Genomic DNA, 22,976 nt, shown 5'->3' with positions numbered 1-22,976 from the left:
CGTCAAGCTCGTCACTGCGCCGATCAAGGCGATGTACGACCCGGTGGGCGCGTTCAAGGATGTGTTTGGTGGTGTGCAAGGAGTCTTTGCGGGCCTGACTGGTGCGGCAAAGATTTCTGGCGGCCCAAGCTCCGAACCAAGCTCTCAGACCGTTCGCTCGTCGAAAGCCCCGGTGCGCTTCATTCTCGGTCGGGCCAGCACCGGCGGCGTGCTCGCCTGGGTCCAGGAACAGTCTGGCGACCAGACCAGTGGAGAGTGGATTCACATCGTCTACGTGCTGTCCGAGGGCGCCATCGCGGGGGTCGATGAGATCTACGTGGATGAGCGTCCGCTGTCTGACCTGGGGGAGAATGCCACGTCCGAGGTGATCATTGATCCGACCCAGGTGAACGCATTCCTCCTGGCAAACTGCCCAGACTGGCGCCAAGAGCAGATCGGCCGGGGCCTGTCGTTTGTTCGGTTGTCGTTCAAGTATGACGCCGAGAAGTTTCCGTCGGGCATCCCGGATGTGCGTTTCGTGGTCCATGGGCGCAGCGACATTTATGACCCCCGCAACGGGAATTCCGGCTACTCGGCCAACACAGCGTTGCTGATCCTCTGGTACCTGCGCAACCGCTGCGCGATCCCTGACGACGAAATCATTTTTCAGTCCTTCGCGAGTGCTGCCAACATCTGCGATGAAACCGTCATCGGTCCGGATGGCAAGATGTCGCCCCGTTACTTCGCCGGCGCCGTCATTGGCGCAGATGAAAAGCGCAATACTGTCCTGGATAACCTGCTGTCGGCCTGCGCGGGAACGCTGATCCGGGTTGGCGGGCGCTGGTCGCTTCAGGTGGGCGCCTACTACGGGCCAGCCGACTTCACCATCAACGAAGACATGGTGATCGGCACTGTTGAAGGTACGACCGAGGTCAGCAACAGCGATGCCATCAACACCATGCGCGGGACCTTTGTTGATCCTGCTCAGGCCTGGGCAGAGACCGACTATCCGGAGGTTGCGATTCAGGATTGGATCGCAACAGACGGCGGCGAGCTGGCTGAGTCGCAGTCGTTTGCTTATGTGACAGACGCCTACCTGGCTCAGCGCCTTGCCAACATCAGCCTGCGCCGTCGGCGCTCGGGCGGTTCCCTGTCTGTACCGCTCAACTTCAACGGCTACAACTGCCGCCCGGGGCGTGCAGTCAAGGTCGATCTGCCTTCGCTGAACATCCTGGGCGAATTCATGGTCACCGAATGGACCATGGGCGCTGCCGATGCCTGCAAAGTGACCCTCAAACCGTACGAGCAGGCCATCTTTGATGACGCGGTGGGCCAGCCTTACGATCCGCTGGGCTTCATCAATCTGCCTGTTGGCGGCCTTGCTGCTGTCACCGGCCTGGCCTGGACCCCAAGCGGCGTGGCCGAAGTTGTCCAGGGCGTGCTCAGCTGGGCACCGCCAGTGCAGACCGTGCTGAGCTACACGGTGACGATCCGCAAGGGCGCTGAGGTCGTGCAGTCCCTCAAGGTTGGCGGTGAAGCCTCAAGCTGCAATATCAATGGCCTGACCTCTGGCACCTACGCCATGAGCGTCGTTGCCTTCGGCCCCGGCACCCGCTCGGGAGAGGCGACCATCAATGTCAACGTGGGCGGCCCGCCCGTGCCCGAGAGCTGCGCCGTCTATGCGTCGGTTGACACTATCACGCTGGTGCCGGCTAACCTGCAGAACCGCCTCAACGGCGGTACCTATGAGTACTTCTATGCCACCAATCCGTCGGCGCCTATCGCTGACGCTGTATACCTGGGGCAGGGGCTGACCTTCACCCACACCGGCCTGGCGTTCGCGAAGGAGTATTCCTACTACGTTCGCTCGGCGAATGCCTATGGGAAGAGTGACTTCCTGTACGTTCTCGCTGCTACCTCCAGTGACCCGACACAGATGCTCGAGGTGATTGCTGGCCAGATCACCGAGAGCGAGCTGGGTCAGGAGCTGACCAAGCGCATCGACCTGATTGACATGAACGGTCCTGGCTCGGTGAACGAGCGAGTGGGTGCCGCCAAGACCGAGCTGGCTGAGCAGATCAGCGAGGTGAACAACGCCCTCAACACCACCAAAGGCAACTTGCAGCAGCAGATCACTGCTGTGAGCGGTGATGTGTCGGCTGCCAAGGCCGACCTGCAGCAGCAGATCGCCAACGTCTCGGCCTTGGCCGGCTCGTTGCCGTACCGGAAAGACAAGGCCTACAGCGTCGGGCAAAGCGCCCTGGGCAGTGATGGCAAGTTGTACCAGGCCCTTAAAGCGGTACCGCTGAACACGCCACCGCCGAACGCCACCTACTGGACCGATGTTGGCCAGGCGGTGGTGACTGCCAACGGCATGGCCGCGCGCGTCCAGACCATGGAAACCAAAGTCGAAACCCTGGAGGGCGCCACCTCAGCCCAGGCCCAGCAGATCTCGGGCCTGCAGTCGAGCCTTACCACCACCAACGGCAACGTGACGGCGGCCCAACAAGCCGCTCAGGCCGCGGCTGCAGCGGCGGGTGCCAAGGGCGAGGTAATCTACGGTTCAACCGCGCCGGCCGCTGACAAGCGGCTTACGCAGAACCTGTGGATCGACACCACCGGCAACGCCAATACACCCAAGCGGTGGAACGGCAGCGCTTGGGTTGCCGTCACGGACAAGGCGGCCACCGACGCAGCAGCTGCCGCTCAGTCGGCGCTGAGCCAGGTTGCGCAGAAGGCTGATGCGAGTGTGGTGAGCAGCCTGACCACCCGTGTTAGCGATGCGGAAGGCAAGCTTTCTTCCCAGGCGACCCGCCTGGACGGCATGCAAACCAGCATCGACGGAAAGGCCAGCTCCCAGGCGCTGCAGCAGGTGACCAGCCGCGTTACAGCGACCGAGCAGAAGGATGCGGCCCAGGACCAGCAGCTGACATCGCAGAGCCAGGCACTGACTTCGCTGACCGACAGCGTGAGCAAAAAGGCCGATGCGTCAACTGTCCAAAGCTTGAACAACAGGGTCGATCAAAATGGGACGGACATCGCGGCCAACGGCCAAGCGCTAACCTCTATCAGCGCATCGTTGGGGGATCTGGGCGGCGAGAACCTTTTCTATAACCCTTCGTTTGAGAGGCCATCAGCAGCAGATCCCAATCTCGCAGAGGGTTGGCGCATCGGCGTTTCCGCTACGGCCACCTGGTCGTTGGTGGATTCCACAATCGCACCTGGCGGAAAAGCACAAAGGATTGATGCATCTGGCTTCATAGCTGGAAGCGGATCAACTTTCATAGATCTGGCGTGCCGAAGTACGTCCTACCAACCCAAGGTTAGCGCTGGCCAGGTCTTGACTGTGTCTGCCGATGTGAAAGGCACTGCGGGCTTGTCCGTTCAGATTTTCTTTCAATTCAAGGACAGCGCCGGGGTCACGCTTGCCACTCACGGACCATCTGAACTGGTCTTGAGTGGCGTGCAGCAACGGGCGACCCTCACCTCCAAGGCTGCGCCTGCTGGATCGGTGGCAACCGAAGTGTTGCTTCGGCTCAGGTCACCAGCGGGTAGCTCAGTGACGGCGGGATATGTCGAGTGGGATCGCGCTCAATGCGAAACTGGTACGGTGGCTTCAGGCTGGCGCGACAATGGATCCCTGCAACGCTTGGATATCGCAGCCAATGCTTCAGCAACCAGTGCATTGACAGGCAGGGTCGCTCAAAACGAGCAGGGGCTGTCGTCACAGGCCCAGAAGATCACTGGATTGCAAACCAGCTTAACAACCACCAACCAGAACGTAGCTACCGCTCAGCAAGCGGCTGCGGCAGCAAATACGCTGGCTGGCGGGAAGGGCAAGGTGATCATTCAGGCGGCAGCGCCGGCTGTCGATGATCGATTGGCGCAGAATCTATGGATCGACACCACGAGCAATGCCAACACGCCCAAGCGCTGGAGCGGCAGTTCCTGGGTAGCCGTTACGGACAAGGCGGCTACTGACGCGGCGGCAGCTGCACAGTCCGCGCTTAATCAGGTCGCTTTGAAAGCTGATGCATCGACAGTTCAATCCTTGAGCAACGCTGTAAATCAGCAAGGTTCGGCAATCACTGCCAATGGCCAGGCGATTACCGGCATTGATGCCTCATTGTCTACTGTGGGCAGCGACAACATGCTCTTCAATCCGTCCTTTGATCGCGGCACCGGGGCAGTTGCAGAGCGTTGGCGCGTCGGCAACGCCAATAGCAGTTACAGCGGTTCTCTGGTTGCCTCCACGTTAGACCCAAGCGGCAAGGCGCAGCGCTTTGATGTGACCGGGCTCGTTCCGGGCTCGGGCTCGTCGTTCGTTGACCTGGCGCCCTCAATTGGTGATCAGCCGCCTGTTTCCGCAGGCCAGATCTATGCCGCATCGATCTATGTGCGGGGCGCGCAAGGTCTACAGGCCCAGGTATTCGTCCAGTTCAAAGGGGCATCGGGAAATACCCTTGCGACGACGGGGCCAACGGATCTTATGTTGGCAGATGCTTGGCAGAGGGTGGCTGTCAGCCCTGCGACTGCACCTGTGGGGGCAGTGTCGGTGGATATCCTGTATCGCGTTCGTGCGCCGGCGGGAAGCTCAGTATCGGCAGGGTTCGTAGAGTGGGATCGCGCTCAATTTGAGAATGGAGATCGCGCCACCGGCTGGCGGGACAATGGGCTTATCGCCGCAGCGGATATCGCTACCAATGCTTCCGCTACCACGGCGTTGACGAGCAGAGTTGCTGTTGCTGAATCTGGACTCACCAGTGCCTCAACCCAGCTGAACCAGCTCAAAAACAGCATTGGTGATGTCGGGGGTGAGAACCTACTGTACAACCCATCATTTGAGAGGCCGCTGGCAACAGACGCCAATATCGCAGATGGCTGGGTGGCGAGGGGGCCGGCATCCGCTGCGTTGAGCTTGGTTGATTCGACGCTGGAGCCCGGCGCCAAAGCCCAAAGGCTTGATGTATCAGGCCTGGTGGCTGGGTCAGGTTCTGCATACATTGACTTTGCGTTGCGCAGTGCCACTCAGCCAAAACTCAGTCCGGGCCAAATTTCCACTGTCTCTACGCACGTCAGGGGCACGCCCGGCCTGGCCTTGCAGATGTTCTTCCAGTTCAAGAACGCTGCCTTTGCCACCATTGGCACTCATGGCCCAATCAACGTTGTCTTGGGGGCAGCCTGGAAGCGCGCCTCCTACACATCGCAGGCGGCGCCTGCCGACACCGTCACTACGGACATCTTGTTGCGCGTTCGTTCTGACGATGGCAGCAACGTTACGGCCGGCTGGGTTGAGTTTGACCGTGCACAGCTTGAGTTGGGTGCATCCATGTCCGGCTGGAGGGATAACGGCCGGGTCGCCGCTGCTGCTGCCAGTTCTCTTTCGAGCGCGGTGGATGGACTTACGTCATCCGTTAGCCAGCAGGGCGCTAACCTTTCCAGTGTGGCCGGGAGGACCACCAGCCTGGAAAACAACCTGGCCACCACTAATGGCAATGTGACGAGCGCCCAGCAGGCGGCGCAGGCAGCCGCTACGGCGGCCGGCGCCAAAGGCGAGGTGATCTATGGCGCCACCGCGCCGACCGCTGACAAGCGCCTGACGCAAAACCTGTGGATCGACACCACCGGTAATGCCAACACGCCCAAACGCTGGAACGGCACCACCTGGGTGGCGGTGAGCGACAAAGTGGCGACCGATGCGGCGACTGCCGCTCAGTCGGCATTGAGTCAAGTGGCGACCAAGGCCGAGGCGTCGGCCCTGCAGTCGCTGACCAACCGTGTGAGCGCGGCGGAGGGCGTGAACACCAGCCAATCCGCCAGCCTTGTCGACCTGACCAGCAGCGTTGGTACGATCCAGAGCGGGCTTGGTGCATCGGGTCTTGACCCAGCGCCCAGCGGTCTGTGGCAGTTCGATACTGATGTAGAGGGCTGGACCGCTTCGGGTGCGACCATCACCGTTGCGACTGCGGGGGCCATGCGCGTAACCGCCACAAACAACGACCCGCAGCTGATTCGAGGAGGGCTGTCGTTGGCTGGCAGCGTGTTTTCGGTGGTCCGTGCCCGCATCACACGGCGGGCCGGAGCGGCCTCGGACTGGGATGGAAAGTTGTTCTACTCGACCGCCAGCCACGGGTGGGGCAACTACTACAAGCAGGCCGTGAATCCCAGCTTGGCAGTCGGACAAACGGCCGTCGTCGAGTGGGACATGGCGGCGTTAACCGCTGGTGGTACCGATTGGGTGTCGAGCGTGATCACCCAGTTGCGGCTTGACCTGAGCAACACTTCAGGTGGGGCCTTTGACGTCGACTGGATTGCTGTCGGACGCGTGGCACCCGGGGCGTCCAGCCGCGCCCTCGAGTCGGTCACATCCACTGTGACCCAGCAAGGTGCCACGCTTAACGCAGAGTCGCAACGGATTGAGGGCCTGCTGACGTCGGTGGGCGCCGCTAATGCGGCAATCCAAAACGAGGCCACAGCTCGGAGCGATGCCGTTACCGCGCTCAGCCAGCAAATCCAGAGCACCCAATCGTCTTTGGGGGCCACCAATGCTTCGGTACAGCAGATCAGTACCGCGCAGACCGGATTGAATAATCGGGTCAACGCTCAGTTCTCGATCAAGGTTGCAGTTACGCAAAGCGGAGTTTATGCGCTCGGTGGGATTGGAGTAGGCATTCAGAACCAGAATGGTGTGCTGCAGTCGGTCGTGGCCGTCTTGGCGGACCAGTTCGCGGTAATCAACGCCGCCGGCAATGGTTACGTCAGCCCGTTTGCGATTCAAGGCGGCCAGGTGTTCATGAACGATGCGTTCATTCGCGATGGCAGCATCATCAACGCCAAGATTGCGAATGGCTCCATCACCAGCGCCAAGATCGGAGAGGCCGAGGTAGACACGCTGCGTATCCGTGGAAACGCAGTAACAGTGCCGGTGGCGTACTTCACCTCTGAGGGAACGGCGGGCGCGGGCGCCGGCAACTGGATCGACCTGGTCGCGGTGTATATCACCCTGGATCAGCCGGGGATGATTCAGGTGCAGTTCTCCTGTTCCCAGGAATATAACGGTTCGCCAAATCTGTCGCGTTTTGAGCTGTACGTCGAAGGCACCTTGGTATCCGCGGCCGGAGGCGCTGCAGTTTCGGTTTCCCCGGTTCTGGTTGGTGCGCTAGCCGTGGGTGCTGGCACGTTCAAAGTCAAAGCCCGTTGGTGGGCCGAGAGCGGCAATATTGTCGTCACCAACAAATCCATTTCTGCTCTGGGGTGCAAGCGATGAGCCTTCGAACTTACGTGACCTATGACAAGGCCGGGAGGATTTGCTCGGTCCTCAGCTGTCAGGAGGATCTGGCAGACATGATCATTCGTGCCAACACCAAGCTCCCCTACGTCAGGGTGGATGCCCTGGTCAACGAGAGGGAGTTTTTCATCGTTGATCAGGCGCCCATGCCTCGCCCCTATGGCACAGCGGTGCTTGAGGGCAACTGGCTGAAGGCTGTTCCTGCGGGTGCCTCTGTAACAATTGAGGGGCAGATGTATACGGCAGACGGATCGGATATCGAACTGGAGTTCTCTCACCCGGGGAGTTACACGATCACCGTCAGCAAATGGCCCTACCGCGATCAGGAATTCACCATTGAAAATCCAGCATAAGAGCGACCACACCAAGCGCCGTGCGGCCGAGTACCCGCCGGTGGAGGAGCAACTGGACATGCTTTGGCATGCGATGAATCAAGGGCATATGCCCAAGGCTGAGCCGTTCTTCTCGACCCTGCAGCAGATCAAACAGCAATACCCCAAGGCTTGAACCCAAGCCAACTACCCAATGCCCGCCATCGAGCGGGCTTCTTTTGCCTGGAGATTTACCCATGCCATTTGTCGCCATCAACCTGAGCAATGACTACGAAGTTGCCAACAAAACTCGCTACGCCACACAGGAGGAGGCCGACGCCCGAGCCCGCGAGATTTTGAGCCAGTTCCCGGCCGCCCAGGTCTGTGTCGCCCAAGTGCTGAAGGACTACACCGCCAAAGTCTCCATCAGCGCAAAAGATCCGGCAGAGCCAGCACCAGAGCCTGAGGCGCCTGCTGCCTGACGGCGTTCGCAACCACCCAATGCCCGCCCAACGCGGGCTTTTTTTCGCCTGGAGAAAACCCAATGCGCACATCGCAACGTGGCTTGAGCCTCATCAAGTCATTCGAGGGCCTGCGCCTGCAGGCCTATCAGGATTCTGTCGGCGTCTGGACCATAGGCTATGGCACCACCCGTGGCGTGAAGTCCGGCATGAAGATCAGCAAAGAGCAGGCCGAGCGCATGCTGCTGAACGACGTGCAACGTTTCGAGCCGGAAGTGCGGCGCCTGGTCACGGCGCCGCTGAACCAAAACCAGTGGGACGCACTGATGAGCTTCACCTACAACCTGGGCGCTGCCAATCTTGAATCGTCCACTCTCCGCCGGCTGCTCAATGCGGGCAACTACGCAGCTGCTGCCGAGCAGTTTCCGCGCTGGAACAAGGCCGGCGGGCAGGTGCTGTCCGGACTGGTGCGCCGGCGGGCCGCGGAGCGGGATCTGTTCCTGGAGGCGTCTTGAACTGGCTCGGCGCGGTACCGGCCTGGTGCTGGTGGTTGATCGCGCTGGCTGTCGTGGCCGGCGGCCAGCAGTACCGGGTGGTGGTCGCCCAGGGTGCTACGGCCCAGGCCCAAACCGAACTGTCCGATTACCGCCTGCAGGTAGCTGAGCGCGACCGGCGCGCCGTAAATCAGGCCAGAACAGAAGAACAGCGCCGCCAGGCTGTGGCGGACAAGGAGGGCGAAAGTGCACGACAACAACTGGAACTGGCCCAGGGCCGCGCCGCTGCTGCTGAGTCTGCTGCTGGTGGGCTGCGGAGTGAAATCGATCGACTGCGCGTCGGCCGATCAGCCACCTGTGGTGCCATCGCTACCCAGCAGCGCCAGGCAGGAGCCTCTGCCGTCGTGGTGCTTGGGGGATTGCTTGAAGAGTCTGACCGAATGGCGGGAGATCTCGCAGCAGCGCTTGAGCGAAGCCGAATAGCGGGCCTGGCGTGCGAGTCCATCTATAATGGCCTGACCAAATGAGCAGGTCACCGGAATGGACAAGCGCACCTTCATCGGCATGGTCGAGGCCGGCGAGCCTCTGATTCAGCAGGCCATCGACGCCATGCGCGAGTATCACCAGGCCCAAGACCATGGCGCGCCGGCGGAGGAGGTCGAGCGGCTGCGCCTGCTGGCCGAGTCCCTTTTCCAAGCTGTATCCGACTATCAGCTCAGGGCCGTGGCCAAGGCGCGAGGCAAGGAGCTGCCGCCACTGCATTAGGCCGCCGGCCGGTGCTTGCCGCAGGTGGCCAAGTCATCAGATACTGTATCAATATACAGTTATCGGCCAGCCACCATGCCTTCAACCATGCCCTCAGAAACTGACCACCTACAGGTGTCCATCGACGATTTGCTCAAACTGCGCGCGCCCAACGTCTACCTGGTCAAGGTGGAGGGCGACAGCATGCAGGGCGCCGGCATCTATACCGGTGACCTGCTGATAGTCGATCGCCTGGCTGAGCCCAAGTCTGGCAGCATCATCATCGCCGCGCTGAACGGAGATGCCACCTGCAAGCGGATGATGATCCGTGACCGCCAGGTGGTGCTGGTGCCGGACAACCCCAAGTTCCCGTCCAGGTACATCATGGAGGGTGACCAGTTCGAGGTTTGGGGTGTGGTGACTCACAGTATCCGGGATCACGACCGGTCATGACAGGGGCGGGACAATCCTGGGACACCGGTTGTCCCAAATAGGCATGAACTACCAGCACCAGCAATTAAGCGTTTTCCCATGTATTCCGGGGCTTGCAGGGCAAACCCCAGCAAAACCAAGGGGGTCATAACGGATTGCAAATCCGTCTACGCCGGTTCGATTCCGACCTCGGCCTCCACATTCGAAAGCCCCGCAGATTAACGTCTGCGGGGTTTTTCTTTGGGCGATAGAAAACCCTATCGTTTCCGCATCATTGGCTATCGTTTCCGCATCGGGCCTTTACTTGGTCGGGCTGACCACCTCGCCGACTCGGCGATACACCCGCTTCGTGATCTCCTCCTTCGAGTGGCCAAGCAGCCTGCTCGCATGGCTGATGTCCTCGATTTCGGAAGCAGCCTTCGGCCGGATATCGCGAAACTGGAACTGCCGAACCTTAGTCGCCAGGTCAGTGTTGCCATCGGCGCTCAGCTTCCGAGCTGCCTTGTCTCGCGCTTCGCTAAAGCGGTTCCTCAGCATTTCCCAGCTCATACGCAGACCAGAGTCGTTGGTGATAAGCCGCGAGTTGCGCACGCCCTGCAGCTTGCGCCGCTCAAGTAATGCCTCGATGAATAGGCCAAGGCCGGTCAGCTCGCCATTGACGTGACGTCGGATGCGCAGCTTCTTGTCCGTCTTGTTTTGGTCAACCCACAGATAGTCCTCGTCTAGGTCGACAGTGCTGAACTTCAGTGTGTCGGCAGGGCGCTGGCCGGCCAGGTAGGCCAGGTCCATGGCATCCTTGAGGCCCTGGTCGCCCTCGGCATAAACCGCATCCCAGATTTCGTCGGCCGCGTAGAAATCGCGTACCTTCTCCTTATTGCGGCGCACCGCGAGGCAAGGATTGCGCTCCGCAAAGCCCCACTCCATGGCCATGGTGAATACGTGCGAGAGCAGCGCGATCTCACGATTTGCTCGGGTCTTAGCGGTGCGAGCATCCCGGTACTGTGCAATGACCGGTGGGCTGATGGCCTCGATCGGCGCATCAGCGAAGGCCTTGCGCAAGCGTTCCAGCTCGTACTTGTTGTCCTTTTGCGTGCGTGGCGACTTGGCCGGGATGATGTCCCGCTCGTACCGGTCGAACAGTTCGCCCATGGTCGCCATCACTTTCGGCTTCGCCTTGTGTTCCAGGCGCGCCCATTCCAATTTGGCCTCCGCGAGGTCAGTCCCCAGCGGTACCTCCTGCCGCTTCCCGTCCGCATCCCTCCCGTCGTAGTAGTATCCAACCCACAGTTTGCCGCTTTTCAACTTGCGGACCCGCCGCAGCATTCTGGGCGGCAGGTCCTTGTTCGATGCCTTTCTGTTGCGCATCCTTTACCCCACGCGCGATAAGTCCAGTGTCCAGGTTTCAGTTGTTGCATTCGTCGCGTTTGGCTTCACGCCGGCCATTTTCAGGCGGGCATAAACCCGCCCCACAACGGGCCGCCGGGCCCGGGTAAGCGTGTACTGCCAGCCGTTGTTGGCCAGCCAGGCGATTTGTTTGCTCGGGATCTGGTAACCGGTGATGCGGATCACCTCTTCCTCGTCGAGAAACTCGCTTGTATGTTCCATGGGATGGTCTCCACGCCGCCGGTGGCGGCAGGTTGGTGGTCAGTCGACCTGGTAGTAGACGTAGCAGTTGACGCCTTGGTCTTTCAGCGATTGATGCATGGCTTGCACACCTGCACTGTGCCGATTGCCCTGGCCTGGCCAAGGTGTGTCCAGATGGATGCCTTGCTGGTGGTAGCGGCTCTTCTTCTGCAGATAGCCCGGAAGGCCTGGCAGCTGGCTGGCGCGCAGGCCCGGCACCGGGATCACCACCCGATCAAGATTGGCGCTGCCGCCATCGTCGGGGCAGGCAGCCGCTGCAGCCTTGCCGGCCTCGGTGGCGACGCGCACCTTCTCGGGCAGGCCGGCCAATTCTTCTTTCGTCATGGCAATAGCTCTCCATGCCCGCGCATGTCGGCGGGCTTGAGTTGTAGGGGGAGGGGTTAGTAGTCGAAGTCGTATTCGGCGAAGCAGGGCGCGCACAGTGGGCGCTGGCCGCGCTGCGCCCACGCCGAGGCCTTGAGCAGCCAGCGGCTCTTGTCCACGAAGCGGCCGCAGTCGCGGCAGTGGGTGTGATGATCGGCGGCCTTGAGCGATGTGTAATGGGCGATGCGCTGGCGCTCGTCCTCTTCGATCAATTTCCGGGAGTATTCCTGCTCTTCCTTTACCGTCATGTGCGAGTAGATCTTGCTCATTTCGTTCATCGCGGCCACCTGTAGATCAGGCAGGCCATGTAGGCGAGGGCGATCATGGCATCAGCTCCTTGGGCACCTGTACGGTATCGCCGAGCTTGGCCTGAGCTATGGCCCGGCAAGCGGCAGTTAACGCGTTAGGACCGCCGCCGCTTGGGAGCTCTTGCTGACCACTCGGCTTGCACACATAAGCGCACCAGTACTGCCCGGTCGGGCTCTGGCTGAAGCCGCTGCCGTTGAAGCTGGTTTGCACGTGGTGCTTGTCGATCAGCGGTCCACCCACCGCCCAGTCTTGCCACGGGTTGAAGCGCTTGGCTTGCTCGGTCACGGTGTAGCGGTGGCGGGCAAACACCCGCCAGGCCGTGCCGTAGTGCGGTGGCTCCAGTTCCAACTCCAGGCCATCGGCCATGCCTACTGCCCACCCAAGCGCCTCGCCGGCCAGGTCTGCCGTCTTCACTTCGATCAGGTCGGTCATGGCGTAACCTGGCTTGGATAGGGTGGCTGAGTGGAAATGGAAAACGACCCGAGTAGCGGGATTCTCGCCCAGGCTCCGAAGTGGCCAGGGCCGACGCGGTACTTGGTACCGGCCGCCATCGAGGGCTCGAAGGCCGGAAGGCACAGCGCCTTCTTTGGCTTTCGCCACCAGACCGCCCAGCGCCAGTAGCCACATTTCAGCGCCCAGCTGGCGACAACGGCCTCATCTTTGCCGCCGTAGCACCAGTTCAGCCAGAGGAGCAGTTTTCCAATCTTCACAGCTGATACCTCTCATCAATCCAGCGCCCAGGCGCCAGTGCGGGTGTAGGTTCGGGTTGTGTTTCGTGCGGGGAGAGCTGGCACTGGTTGCCGGCCTGCAGCTGGCTGTCGGGGATGCAGCTGATGCCTGCACCACTTCCGGCCTGATAGATCCAGCACGTGGCGGCGTGCTATGCGTCATGGAATACGCGAACCCCATACGGCAAAGGCTCTGCGCTGGCGCCGGTGGCCAGCAGCAGGAGGCAGAGGGCGAGGCGGGTCATGGCGTCACCACTCGACGCCCCCACCAGCATGAGGGCCCGGCGTCGGTGTCGTAGATGGCCAGGCAGAACCAGCCTTCACCATCTGGCTTGCTGGGTGCCCAGTAGCTGCAATCGGGGTCGCCAGACTCGAAGTAGCGTTCTGCAATGTCCTCCGGAGCGTCGGTTTCGAGTTCGACTCGGACTACCTCAAGCCCCTGCTGGGCGACCCAAGCTTTGCTCTTCTCGACGTCGCCCTCGTCGAAGTCGGGCAGCTCCGGGTGTTCGTACATTCCGTATTCGTCGCGCACGACCGGCGCCGGCTGGATCAGCTTGATTTCTTCAGGCATGACGATTCCTTGGCCGCCATATTGCGGCAGCGGATAGAGGGTTGCGGGGGGTTACTGTTGGATTGTCTTAGGATTATCGTCGGAGCGCCGGGCTGTCAGAGTGACGATGATTCTCGAGGATCCTCTACGCTTTCTCATGGCACCTCAAGCAGAGACAGGGATATGAGATGATACGCGTGAGCGATATGGAGAAGGCGAGTCGGGCATGAGCAGTTCTGCGCTTGGGGCGGTAGTATTGGGCGGGACCTTCCTAATCGACTAAACGGCGCAATGGCTGATCTTTTCCATTCGGCACTAATCGAAAGTAGTCATGGACCAACGCCAGAATCTCCGTGATACCTTAACAAAAGCAGGCTATCCAATCTTAGTGACTGCGAAGACATGCTCCGGAACTAAATAATATTTCGACATGAGAGACTAAAAATGGTGGGGAAAAATAGTTCTAGGTATTCGTTTTATTTTTTATATTTTTTAAAGGTTATTTTGGGGGCGGGTTTTTGCTTTGTTGGTCTTGCATCTATTTGGGTTTTTAATCTTTCAAAGTCTGAAATCGCGGCTTGGGTACAAGCGGTGGGATCAATTGGGGCAATATGCGGGGCATTATGGATCTTCCGTAGCGAAAGCCGTCAAAAGCATAGGGGCGAAATAGAACGACAAAAGAACATGGGGGAAATTGTTCGTACTGTTGCGAAGCAGTCTACGCATAGAATTTCCGCTTCGCTCAAATGCATGAAGAGCGGGATGAGGAATAAAGACGTTGAAAATGCTCTAGTAAAAGACCTTGTGTTGGCAAGGAGGAATCTAGAGATTGCCATTGGTTTCGATCATATTGATTCGCGCTATTTTAGTGTGTTAATCAGGATTATTCTGGAGGTTGAGTATGCCAAGACAACAATTGAAAACTGGGATTCAATGCTTACAGAATCTGGCGTCGAGCCAATTGCAAATCTTGAAAATTGTTTGAAAGAGTCGAACAAAATACTCCTTGAGATTTGAAGAATTAGTTTTTTCTCTCGGATGTCTTCGGTCTCCAGTCCAATGTTATAATAATCCTTTGCGAGCACGCTTACTGATCGAAGATGCGCGGCACTCTTCCTTGAACTATGAGGTTGTAGTTCTGCAGCATGGCTGTATCGAAATAACGGCGGAGCGGTTACAGGTGGTTGGGTGCAGATATGTTCTTAGCGAGCCAAGGCGTTTTCTATGCAGCGCCGGCATCTGCCGCAAGCGTTCCCAAGTTCATGGGCGCCTCTGCAAACATGCCCATCGAGCCGTACCATTTCGTCGGCTTCAACAATATGGTCTTGGCTCGGCTCTTCGCTTGCGGCTCGGCAATGCTCGTCGTATATCCGTTGCGACTCCTCGTCACCCCTGAGGCATCACCTCACCGTGAGCGGCATATCTGCGCAGCGGACTCCCCTGAGTGCGCCATTGCCGGGTTCAGTTCAACGCGGTTACCGGCCAGCAGGCCGGCGATCTGAGCATTCAGGTCCAGCTCGAGCTCTGGGGTCTTGCGGGCTTTGCCAATTTCCTTGCCTGCCAGGTATTGCTCGATCAAGGCCTTGCCCTGAGCTTCAACCGCCACCAGGTCGCGGCCGCTTGAGGCGCTGGGTAGAGCTGCATCCTCTTCGCCGCTCGGTACCAGGTCTTGGATCTTGCTGTACACCGCCGAGACCCATGCAAGTGCGAAGTGATTGCCGGCGGTTTCGGGCGAGTAGCAGCTGCGCCGCCGCCCGGCTCTGACCTGCGATACGTACTCGCGCCGCGCTGCGGTAAGCTTGGCCAGTAGCGCCTCATAGGCGTACATGGCGATTTGCGGTGCAGGCGTCACGCCGACAAATTGCGCGCGAGATACGACGCGGCCGACACTCATGCTCCAATGCTTCACGTCCAAGGGGCGCACGCCGAATGTCCTTGCCACGATCGCGCTGAGTTGCCTGTCCCAGGTTGGTCGACGAGTGATTCGGTATTCCTTGGAGTCGACCTCGCCGACTTCACTCAGCCGAACATCAACCTCGGTGAGCCGGTATTCACGCATCAGGGCCAGGGCCTGACGCATAGCAGTTGCGGCTTCGGTTTCGTTGGAGCTTTCTGATAAGGCCAGGCAGCGTTTGATCTTGCGTATCACGCGCTCGAGCTTGGCTTGATCGATCTTCATGTCGGGCATAGGTAATCCTTGCTCTGGTGGCTTTATTTTGAAAAAGCGAATTCTGGTGATATCTCTGCCTAGCAGCTACGCTCTAAGCTGCCATGGCTTTTTAATAAATTGATCAGAGGAAATCATGGACAGAGATGAGCTAGAGCAGAGAATTGAGCAGGAACTAAAGCAAAGCGAACGTAAGGTGCTGAATCGAAATGCTTTCAGCGCCCTTTTTGGGGCTTTTGCAGACCCAGTGGGTGCCCTAGGAAAAATCTTCTTAGGCAGAGGAGATGCTATAGCGGCTGAGAAGCAGCGCATTCAGCAGTCTTACGTTCTCGATCTTCTATGTGCAATTGACGCCGCGTTGACTCAGGTGCAGACCAAAGCACGTTTTGAAGGAATAGTTATCAATGGCTTAATAGAAACAGACGTCGATCGCGCGGAAGTAGTAACGGGGGCGCACATTGCTAGTGATGTAAAAAATGTACAAATCCAACCGGGAACGCACATCAAAACTACCGTAGGCCAAGCTAAAACGGTTACTGGGTTCAAAGTCGGAGGCTAAGACTATGCGGTCTGAAGTTTTTTTTGGTCATCATTGTTCCAGATGCAAAGCGACTGTGGGTGTTCACGCAACCGGTGGTGCTGAAGCAAGATGCCCTGGGTGCGGCGGGCCACTCATGTCTTCGGCTGGAGGCCCGAAAACCACAGCCATTGCCAACTTCGAGTGCGATGATTGCGGGACAAGCGTCGGTCTTCTTTCAGTTGTGGGCGGAGCTGCCACCTGCCCTGGATGTCGAAAGAAAATCCAGTCATAGCCTCCGCCTAAAGTCATCGCAGTGCGTACCTTGCTCGCCTGATTAGGCGTTATCGTTGAATAGGGGAAGGCGCTGGCGAGCAGAATCAAGTAGTGGCAATAAGCCTTGTTTTCGGGTAGATAGGCCATGGGCATGACGCCCTAAAAAGGAGTTTTCTGTGCAAAAGTCTGACTTTGAATTTGATCGGGATAGCTTCCCAAATAATTTGGGCCGCAGTCATCGTGGTCTAGCTAATGCTCAACGGCGCCTGTGGGAAACCATGGGCTACTGGCAGGAGTTCATCCCTAATCTGCTTGGGGGCAAGGTGACAGTTGCGATTGGCGAGCCTGGCGAACGCGTTATCGGACGGGTTCTCGATAAGAATTTTTTCATTGACTTTGGGGTATTTGCTGATGACTCCATCGCTGCCGTAGAGGCTGTTGTTTCATTGCCGAAGCTCAGTGACGGTACTCCGGCTGAGGTCGCACGGTTCCTGTTTACCCCAGGTGGTCAAATCCTTTCCGCCCAGAAAGAAACACTGTGGGATGGCGACGAAGATTTCCTGAGCTATGAGCTGCTGATTGCAATCGTCCGTAAGGTTACTCAGGCGCCCCTTGTTATCTGATCAGGCCTGACGATTTCGTCGCCGGGGTCCCGTCGAAGATCTCGCAAGCTCTGCTCTTCGAACTGGCGCGCCAGTTTCGGCGAGATGTAAAAAACTGGCGCGTCAGGTCGTTCAAGCCGACGCGCCCTCTCTTCAGGATCCTGGGCAATCCACGACAAGGCCAGGTCCTGCCAGAGTTCCTGCACCTGTTCGTAGCCGTGGCGCTCGATCTCGGCAGCCATGGCCGACTTGATCCCGGCTGGCATGTTGAAGAACACCTTCTCGATGCCCAGCTTCTCGGCAAGGGCCTTCTTCCTGGCCCGGTAGTCCGCAGAGTGCTTCGCGACACCGGTCTTTTCCTCGGTCATCGCTGGTACCTCCCAAGCCGCCGGGCGGCAAATTGATGTGCTGCTGGCGTCGGCCGTGCCGGACGCGCGCGGTGATGCGTTTCATGATTTGCGTTTCGCAACCTTCTCGGCGGTGGTGGGGTAGCTGATTTCGAAGTCATCCATGATGCGGTGGATCAGCTTGTATGAGATGCCCAGGCGTCGAATGGCCTGGGCCATGGTCACGCCGGCATCCCGCGCTTCGATGATCTTCTCGGCGAGCACCTTGTCCTTCACGGGATCCCCGAGCTTCTTTCCCAAGTTGCCTTTGCCGCGGTTGGGGTTTGGCCTGAACTGGAAGCACCCGTCGGCGGCCGCCCGCTGAAGCGTCGACTGCGAGAGCCCGGTCTGGGCCATCACTTCGGCGCAGCACATGGTCTTGGCTAGGACGAGAACCTCTTCGATCATCTTTTCGCGCTTGGTCATCGCGGATTCGCCGCGCTGCGCCGTTGACGCCTTGACTACCTCGAGATCGCGGTGCGGTCGGTGCGGCACGTACTCGTAGCTGGGCAGGTCCTGCACGGTACCGCCCTGGCTGAAGAAGCTGTCGATGCTCGCATTGAGGCGTGCCAGCACTGCTGCGCGCTGGTCATGGGTTGATGCTCCGTTCATTGCAGGCCACCTCGCTTGCTCGCCGCCCCGGCCTCCATCGCATCCACGAACCGCAGCGCGGCGCGGTAGCTGAAAGCGAAACCCTGCACTTCTCCGGTGGCGATCTCGACCACATTCCAGGTTCCGCCGTTCCCCGAAGCCTGGTAGCGCGGCGCTGGCTGGCTGACCTTGGCGTGCGTCTCGGCCCTCACTGACTTGCTGCGCTCGAGCAGGGCCGCGAGCACGGCAAGCTTCTGCTCGAAAGCAGGGTGCATTGCTGTCTGCATGGGTGATCCTCGGATGGGTCAGGCGTGGAGCTCGAAGGCGTCGGCCTTGCGAACGATTCGAACTTGGGCGGTGCGGCGCTCCGGCGTGCGACGATCGCGGCGCATTGGGTCGCTGTCATCGATCACCGCGTGCATGGTGATGAGTGCGGCCAGCGCGATGCAGAGCGGGCTGATGATCTGGCGGCGCATGGCTTCGGCAACTGCTGCGGCCCGGCGGGCAACACCGAGCTTCAACATGGCGTCGCCGATACGCTTCTCGACACCGCTTTCGCTGATGCCGAAGTGCCTGGCTATCTCCTTGGTGGTGAAGCCCTGGGCGACATCGAGGATGCATTGCAATTCGCGAGGCGCTAGGCCTCGGCCAAGGTGGCCTATCCATGCGCCGATGGTGATCGTGTCCATGATTAGCTCGTGCGGGGTGGCTGCATTGATGTGTGATCTGGTATTGAGCGCCCCGTTTCCGCGTTTCGGCGCATCCATCTAGGCGCTTGGGTTTCAGCGGCCACGTCTCACAGATCACACACCGATGCAGCCTAGTGATGGGGAACCAGGTGAACCGGGCAGTTTTCGTCAGGCTGACGCGGTGCTACTGCTGGGTGCGCAGTTCGTTGCGAGGCACCCATCCGCTACTGGTCTTGACCATGCAGCCGACGAATGCGGCGTAGCGGGTATCGCGCTCGGTTTGATGGCCGTACCAAGCGCAGGTGCCATAGTCGATGCCGCGCATGACCAGCCACACGACGGCGGCGACCATGATCGCTAAGGATCCGATTCGGATCACAGGTAGTCCTTGAGGCTGAGGCCCATCAGCTTCGCCGACTTCTCAAGGACGGCCATTTCCTTGTCGTCGATGTCGCCCGAGGCCTCTGCGATGGTGAGCATGACGTTGATGACGATGGCCGCTTCTTCGGGCGAGTGGGCCAGGTCCTTCAGTTCCTTTTCCGCGTTCATGCGCAGGATGCGGTGTCCCCCGTCGTGGAAGTCCTTCTCGGCGCGGTCCATGGTGTTGGACAGTTCCGGGCCGAAGCCTTTGAGCTGAGGCGTATTGGCGATCAGCTTCTCGGTCTTTTTGATCTCGTCCTCGCCGATATCGCCGTCGGCGGCTGCGACGTAGAAGGCGCCGTACACGATCGCCTGCATCAGGTCGCGGTTCTGTACCACCTGCATTGCAGCGCGGGCTTCACGACCTTTCTTGCCGAACAGTTTTGCAAACATGGGGTGTTGCTCCGTGGGGTTGATTTCCCGTCTGGCCCTGTTGCCAAGGCCAGCCAGTGAAATCTGTATTGCTCAGCAAACCTGCGGGCCGACATGTCGAGCGAGGAAGCTTGCTGCGTTGCGTACTGTCCACCAGGGCTCAACGGCCGGCTTAACTCGGCGCCTGGTGGCTCATCTGCTGGTTTTTAAAGAGCGGTGGCTGCCGGAGCTGCCAGCTCGATGCAAATGCAAGCGAACTTGCATTCATAAAAGCATGCTTGTTTTTTAAATGCAAGCATGCTTGTGTAATTTTTTCTTACTGTATGGATGTCCAGTGTGTAGGAGCTTTCGGATGTCGGCGCAGGAAAGAGCGGTTCGTATGGAAGAGCTAACGAGCCTTGAGCGGCTGGGCTTGAGGGTTTCAGCGATGATTAACTCGCCGCTGGCGCAGCACGGAAGGAGGGTTCTCGTCCCTCGCCTCGACACGGACAACGATCAGGACTGGTGCGCGATCATGGACTTGCTAGCCGAGTCTGACGGGCTGGAGATGAGTTTTTGCGAGGATGGATCGGTGCTTCTTCAGTGGGATGCGCCGACGGATGACGATCGGGTGATCGAAAGTGAAGAGGATGTGAGCTTGGTTGATAGTGATGGGGAGGAGGCCCCGTTTTATTAGTTAATCCAGCCCGCTTTGGCGGGCCGGTCACGGTCTGAAATGGTCGCAGGTTTGCGATCAATCACACCTTGCGAGCGTTCCACACAAGTAGCACTTTGGCATGAATTGTCACATCGTCGATCCTGGCCTGCTGATCCTTGTTGTGAGGGTTGTCGGAGATCAGCCAGAGGTGATCTTCGTCTTTCCGCTGGAGGCGCTTAATCAGAAGGTCACCGTGCCAGGTGAGCACGTAAACGCCTTCCCCTGCGTAGTCATTCACGCCTCGGTCAACGATTACAGGGTCTTTGTCATTGATTGTACCTTCCATGCTCTGGCCCCATCCGGTGATGATGGCCAAGGACTGAGGCGCCGTGTAGTTCACGCCTTTGTCACGCAGCAAATCTTCACTTATTACGACGTTCCTAATGATCTCGCTGTATTCAGCCGGGACTTGGCCGTGACCCATTGCCGCCCGAATGTCGTACTGCGGGATGGAAATATCACCCCTGGTAGCAGGGTTGGCGGCGATCAAAAAGCCGCTTTCCTTCTCGCCTTGAGGATCATGTTCAACAGCGCTGACTATCCGCTGCCTGGCCTCAGCGGTCAGTCCCTTACCGTGCTTTTCAAGCATCTTTCGCACTGCGTCTGCAGCGGAACTCGGAGCGCTAACCTCTTTTGTTTGCTCTTGCTTAGCGGCCCCTTTGCGTGGTGGCTCACCCTTCCCAGACAAAAGCCAATCAACGGTCGTGTCGTAGCCCTCGGCTAGCGCGACGAGGTTTTCGTTCTTGATGTTCTCGGTATCTCCGGCGAACCACTGGCGGACAGCCTCATAGCTGATTCCGCAGGTGTTCGCGATGTCGCGTTTGACATTGCGAACGCCCAACTGTGGGCGACGGGTCAGGACGAGCTTGGTGATTCGATCAGTAGTTTTCATTCGCGCAATCTACAAGGTTGCTTGTCAAGCATGCTTGTTTTGAATATGCAAGCATGCTTGAATGTCTGAACGAGCAGAGGAGGTCGCCATGACCAAGAGCCAGGCAATCCAACATTTCGGGTCTATTTCAGCCCTGGCGAAGGCGCTAGGGGTGACCTATGAGGCCGTCCGCCAATGGGCGGATGTTCCTGAGCTTCGCCAGTACCAAATCGAGCGTTTGACCAAGGGCGGGCTGAAGGCAGGGAAAAGGGATGCCGCTGCGTGACCTTGTAGAAATTTTCACCTATCTGGCCTTGCGCCAGTAGTGGGGCCGTCCAGCTGTTCAGGCATCCAGTAGCCAAACAGCAGACGAAAAAAAACCGCCTGGCAGGGCGGCTTTCTCTACAACTTTCCAACGAGTTGAAGCATGACAAACATAGTCCCAATTGACAAGTCCAGGGGGTTCACCCGGATGGACAATCAGCTCATGGATGGCCTGCTGGCTATCGATCTCCCAGCCAGGGAGATGAAGATTGTGCTGTACGTGGCCAAGGCCACTATCAACTTCGGTGCGGGCGCCCAGCGCATTCCGGCTACCGACATCGCCAAGGCGATTCACGCTCACCCTGACACAGTGTCGAAAGCGATCTCCAGCCTGCTGCGCCGTCGCGTGTTGTTCCGTGAGGGCGGTGCCCGGGGTGATATCGGCGTGAACGACCCGAAAGACTGGGTCTACGTCACTGAGCCGAATCAGACCAAAACAGCCGAGTCGGCTCAAGTGGTCCGAATCGGTGAAGAGTCGAAACAGACCAAAACCGCCGACTCCCTTCTTTATTCTAAGAATCTAACCCCCTATGTAAATCTTCCTACGGAAGATATTACATGCCCCCCCAGCGACGAAGAGCCGGCCCCGGCCAAGGCTGACCGCAAAGCGCCATTCGGAAAGGCCGCCATGCTGGCTGAAAACCCCCACGGGTTGGATGAATCGCTGATCGCTGACTACCTGGTTGTGCGAAAGGCAGCTAAAGCCCCGGTGACTGCCCGTATCTGGTCCGCCCTGAACGCCAAGCTGGAGCAGTGCAAGGCATTCGGCATCCAACCAGCACAGGCCCTGGAGATCGCCGTCGAGAATGGATGGCGCGGCTTCGAGGTGGATTGGGTGACCAAGCGTATCGCCGCCCAAATGCCTGCCAAAGCCAACCCCAACAGCCGCCACCACGGTTTCAGTGATCGCGACTACACCGGCGGCCTGACCGAGCGCGAGGATGGTACCTATGCGATCTGAATCGGTGATCACCATGTCCGAGGTGCGAAACGCCGCCGGCTTCCGTGTCCAGCCTGCTCACTGCGAGCATCACGGCGACTTCGAGCAGCGGGTGACCATGCTCATGGGGCGCGAGATCGTCGGGCGCTGCCCAGAGTGCGAAAAGGCGGGCATTGCCGAGCGCCAGGCCAAGCAGCAGGCCGAGGAAATCCGCCTGAAGCGCGAGGCCATGACCCGTAAGCTGGGTTCGGCGCTGATTCCAAAGCGCTTCGTCGATCGCACCCTAGCCAACTACCGCGTCGAGCACGAAGGCCAGCGCAAGGCCTTGGCCTACTGCACGCGATACGTGGCTGCGTTCGAGGAGATCGAGCGCACCGGGCGTTGCCTGATGCTGCTGGGCAAGGTCGGCACCGGCAAGACCCATCTGGGCGCTGCTATGGCAAACGAGCTGATGCGCAACACCTCGGCCACCGCCGTCTACCGGACGGTTGGCGCGATCCTGCAATCCATCCGGGCGACCTACGACCGCCATAGCGAGCAGTCCGAGGCCGACATCCTGGCCAGCCTGATCGAGCCGTCATTGCTGGTGCTGGACGAGGTCGGGGTCAGCAAGGAGCAGCCGAGCGAGTTCGAACTGACCACCCTGTTTTCGATCATCAACGGGCGCTACGAGCAGATGCGCCCCACGGTGGTGATCTCCAACCTGGAGGCCGGTCAACTGCGCCACGCCATGGGCGAGCGGTGTTACGACCGCCTGCGCGAGGGCGGCGGGGTGGTGGTGCCCTTCGAGTGGGATTCTCACCGCGGCAAGGAGTCCTGAC

General features: G+C 59.3%; 29 protein-coding genes and 1 pseudogene. 15 read left to right on the top strand and 15 right to left on the bottom strand.

From position 1 onward, the window contains the following. Positions 1-31: 31 nt before the first annotated feature. The 8 genes from L1P09_RS15570 (at position 32) to L1P09_RS15535 (ending at position 9,730) form a co-directional block, all read left to right on the top strand. Positions 32-7,246, top strand: a complete 7,215-nt coding sequence (locus tag L1P09_RS15570; protein WP_235768968.1) for a DUF1983 domain-containing protein — start codon at positions 32-34, stop codon at positions 7,244-7,246. A 77-nt stretch (positions 7,247-7,323) separates the two neighbouring features. Further along, positions 7,324-7,620: a hypothetical protein gene (locus tag L1P09_RS15565; protein ID WP_235767830.1), complete on the top strand. Its 297-nt coding sequence runs from the start codon at positions 7,324-7,326 to the stop codon at positions 7,618-7,620. Further along, positions 7,604-7,774: a hypothetical protein gene (locus tag L1P09_RS15560; protein WP_016485726.1), complete on the top strand. Its 171-nt coding sequence runs from the start codon at positions 7,604-7,606 to the stop codon at positions 7,772-7,774. The genes L1P09_RS15565 and L1P09_RS15560 overlap by 17 nt, the downstream gene beginning before the upstream one ends. Before the next feature lie 61 nt (positions 7,775-7,835). After that, positions 7,836-8,060 carry a hypothetical protein gene (locus L1P09_RS15555; protein ID WP_029887516.1) on the top strand — a complete coding sequence of 75 codons (225 nt, stop codon included), beginning with the start codon at positions 7,836-7,838 and terminating at the stop codon, positions 8,058-8,060. Positions 8,061-8,122: 62 nt separating this feature from the next. Continuing rightward, positions 8,123-8,554: a lysozyme gene (locus L1P09_RS15550; protein ID WP_212624053.1), complete on the top strand. Its 432-nt coding sequence runs from the start codon at positions 8,123-8,125 to the stop codon at positions 8,552-8,554. Next, complete coding sequence (locus L1P09_RS15545; protein WP_235767829.1) at positions 8,551-9,060, top strand: DUF2514 family protein; 510 nt, start codon at positions 8,551-8,553, stop codon at positions 9,058-9,060. Before L1P09_RS15550 ends, L1P09_RS15545 begins: the two co-directional genes overlap by 4 nt. A gap of 13 nt (positions 9,061-9,073) precedes the next feature. Further along, positions 9,074-9,298, top strand: coding sequence for a hypothetical protein (locus L1P09_RS15540; RefSeq protein ID WP_070095167.1), 225 nt, complete (start codon positions 9,074-9,076; stop codon positions 9,296-9,298). A gap of 87 nt (positions 9,299-9,385) precedes the next feature. After that, complete coding sequence (locus L1P09_RS15535; RefSeq protein ID WP_235575255.1) at positions 9,386-9,730, top strand: LexA family protein; 345 nt, start codon at positions 9,386-9,388, stop codon at positions 9,728-9,730. A gap of 279 nt (positions 9,731-10,009) precedes the next feature. Here the strand turns inward: L1P09_RS15535 and L1P09_RS15530 are convergent, their stop codons facing one another. The 7 genes and pseudogenes from L1P09_RS15530 to L1P09_RS15500 all read right to left on the bottom strand — a co-directional run bounded on the left by L1P09_RS15530 (position 10,010) and on the right by L1P09_RS15500 (position 13,324). Then, a complete protein-coding gene (locus tag L1P09_RS15530; RefSeq protein WP_235767828.1) occupies positions 10,010-11,074 on the bottom strand; it encodes a site-specific integrase in 1,065 nt (354 codons plus the stop codon). Between the two features lie 3 nt (positions 11,075-11,077). Beyond that, on the bottom strand, positions 11,078-11,314 hold the full coding sequence (locus tag L1P09_RS15525) for a DUF4224 domain-containing protein (protein ID WP_014756058.1): 237 nt from the start codon (positions 11,312-11,314) through the stop codon (positions 11,078-11,080). A 39-nt stretch (positions 11,315-11,353) separates the two neighbouring features. After that, on the bottom strand, positions 11,354-11,677 hold the full coding sequence (locus L1P09_RS15520) for a hypothetical protein (protein WP_235767827.1): 324 nt from the start codon (positions 11,675-11,677) through the stop codon (positions 11,354-11,356). 56 nt (positions 11,678-11,733) lie between these two features. Next, on the bottom strand, positions 11,734-11,994 hold the full coding sequence (locus L1P09_RS15515) for a hypothetical protein (protein ID WP_235767826.1): 261 nt from the start codon (positions 11,992-11,994) through the stop codon (positions 11,734-11,736). Between the two features lie 43 nt (positions 11,995-12,037). Continuing rightward, the gene (locus tag L1P09_RS15510) at positions 12,038-12,457 is read right to left on the bottom strand and encodes a phage protein NinX family protein (RefSeq protein WP_235767825.1); all 420 of its coding nucleotides are present in this window, start codon (positions 12,455-12,457) and stop codon (positions 12,038-12,040) included. A 274-nt stretch (positions 12,458-12,731) separates the two neighbouring features. Continuing rightward, positions 12,732-12,998: pseudogene (locus tag L1P09_RS15505) on the bottom strand (hypothetical protein). Further along, the gene (locus tag L1P09_RS15500; RefSeq protein WP_235767824.1) at positions 12,995-13,324 is read right to left on the bottom strand and encodes a hypothetical protein; all 330 of its coding nucleotides are present in this window, start codon (positions 13,322-13,324) and stop codon (positions 12,995-12,997) included. Before L1P09_RS15500 ends, L1P09_RS15505 begins: the two are co-directional and overlap by 4 nt. Positions 13,325-13,747: 423 nt before the next feature. Between L1P09_RS15500 and L1P09_RS15495 the strand changes: the two genes are divergently transcribed. Further along, entirely contained in the window at positions 13,748-14,320 is a 573-nt protein-coding gene (locus L1P09_RS15495; RefSeq protein ID WP_235767823.1) for a hypothetical protein, read from the top strand. 388 nt (positions 14,321-14,708) lie between these two features. On the opposite strand, the gene L1P09_RS15490 is transcribed toward L1P09_RS15495, so the two are convergent. Then, positions 14,709-15,491, bottom strand: coding sequence for a DUF2786 domain-containing protein (locus L1P09_RS15490; protein WP_235767822.1), 783 nt, complete (start codon positions 15,489-15,491; stop codon positions 14,709-14,711). A gap of 115 nt (positions 15,492-15,606) precedes the next feature. Here L1P09_RS15490 and L1P09_RS15485 point away from each other — a divergent pair, with 115 nt between their 5' ends. Next, positions 15,607-16,029 (top strand): hypothetical protein, encoded by a 423-nt coding sequence (locus L1P09_RS15485; RefSeq protein WP_235767821.1) that lies wholly within the window; start codon positions 15,607-15,609, stop codon positions 16,027-16,029. A 410-nt stretch (positions 16,030-16,439) separates the two neighbouring features. Continuing rightward, the gene (locus L1P09_RS15480; RefSeq protein WP_235767820.1) at positions 16,440-16,886 is read left to right on the top strand and encodes a hypothetical protein; all 447 of its coding nucleotides are present in this window, start codon (positions 16,440-16,442) and stop codon (positions 16,884-16,886) included. Here L1P09_RS15480 and L1P09_RS15475 read toward each other — a convergent pair. The 6 genes from L1P09_RS15475 to L1P09_RS15450 form a co-directional block, all read right to left on the bottom strand. Next, positions 16,865-17,233 (bottom strand): hypothetical protein, encoded by a 369-nt coding sequence (locus tag L1P09_RS15475; protein WP_235767819.1) that lies wholly within the window; start codon positions 17,231-17,233, stop codon positions 16,865-16,867. The two genes, L1P09_RS15480 and L1P09_RS15475, sit on opposite strands and share 22 nt — an antisense overlap. Positions 17,234-17,314: 81 nt before the next feature. Beyond that, a complete protein-coding gene (locus L1P09_RS15470; RefSeq protein WP_235767818.1) occupies positions 17,315-17,863 on the bottom strand; it encodes a hypothetical protein in 549 nt (182 codons plus the stop codon). Further along, positions 17,860-18,129: a hypothetical protein gene (locus tag L1P09_RS15465; protein ID WP_235767817.1), complete on the bottom strand. Its 270-nt coding sequence runs from the start codon at positions 18,127-18,129 to the stop codon at positions 17,860-17,862. Before L1P09_RS15465 ends, L1P09_RS15470 begins: the two co-directional genes overlap by 4 nt. 18 nt (positions 18,130-18,147) lie before the next feature. Further along, on the bottom strand, positions 18,148-18,531 hold the full coding sequence (locus L1P09_RS15460; RefSeq protein ID WP_235767816.1) for a helix-turn-helix domain-containing protein: 384 nt from the start codon (positions 18,529-18,531) through the stop codon (positions 18,148-18,150). A 184-nt stretch (positions 18,532-18,715) separates the two neighbouring features. Further along, positions 18,716-18,883: a hypothetical protein gene (locus L1P09_RS15455; RefSeq protein WP_232554982.1), complete on the bottom strand. Its 168-nt coding sequence runs from the start codon at positions 18,881-18,883 to the stop codon at positions 18,716-18,718. A 23-nt stretch (positions 18,884-18,906) separates the two neighbouring features. Continuing rightward, positions 18,907-19,344, bottom strand: coding sequence for a tellurite resistance TerB family protein (locus tag L1P09_RS15450; protein ID WP_060709211.1), 438 nt, complete (start codon positions 19,342-19,344; stop codon positions 18,907-18,909). Positions 19,345-19,675: 331 nt separating this feature from the next. On the opposite strand from L1P09_RS15450, the gene L1P09_RS15445 reads away from it, so the two are divergent. Further along, on the top strand, positions 19,676-19,999 hold the full coding sequence (locus L1P09_RS15445) for a DUF1654 domain-containing protein (protein ID WP_235767815.1): 324 nt from the start codon (positions 19,676-19,678) through the stop codon (positions 19,997-19,999). 61 nt (positions 20,000-20,060) lie between these two features. Here the strand turns inward: L1P09_RS15445 and L1P09_RS15440 are convergent, their stop codons facing one another. Then, positions 20,061-20,912 carry an XRE family transcriptional regulator gene (locus tag L1P09_RS15440; protein ID WP_020190908.1) on the bottom strand — a complete coding sequence of 284 codons (852 nt, stop codon included), beginning with the start codon at positions 20,910-20,912 and terminating at the stop codon, positions 20,061-20,063. Positions 20,913-21,000: 88 nt separating this feature from the next. On the opposite strand from L1P09_RS15440, the gene L1P09_RS15435 reads away from it, so the two are divergent. From L1P09_RS15435 to L1P09_RS15425, 3 genes are all read left to right on the top strand, one after another. Then, on the top strand, positions 21,001-21,177 hold the full coding sequence (locus tag L1P09_RS15435) for a Cro/CI family transcriptional regulator (protein WP_235767814.1): 177 nt from the start codon (positions 21,001-21,003) through the stop codon (positions 21,175-21,177). Between the two features lie 141 nt (positions 21,178-21,318). Continuing rightward, the gene (locus L1P09_RS15430; protein ID WP_260779396.1) at positions 21,319-22,176 is read left to right on the top strand and encodes a replication protein; all 858 of its coding nucleotides are present in this window, start codon (positions 21,319-21,321) and stop codon (positions 22,174-22,176) included. Continuing rightward, on the top strand, positions 22,166-22,975 hold the full coding sequence (locus tag L1P09_RS15425; protein ID WP_235767812.1) for an ATP-binding protein: 810 nt from the start codon (positions 22,166-22,168) through the stop codon (positions 22,973-22,975). The genes L1P09_RS15430 and L1P09_RS15425 overlap by 11 nt, the downstream gene beginning before the upstream one ends. Position 22,976: the final 1 nt, after the last annotated feature.

The sequence above is a fragment of the Pseudomonas juntendi genome, assembly GCF_021560075.1.
GTDB lineage: Bacteria > Pseudomonadota > Gammaproteobacteria > Pseudomonadales > Pseudomonadaceae > Aquipseudomonas > Aquipseudomonas juntendi.
Note: the sequence above shows the minus strand (reverse complement) of the source record. Positions and strands in the feature narration are given on the sequence as shown.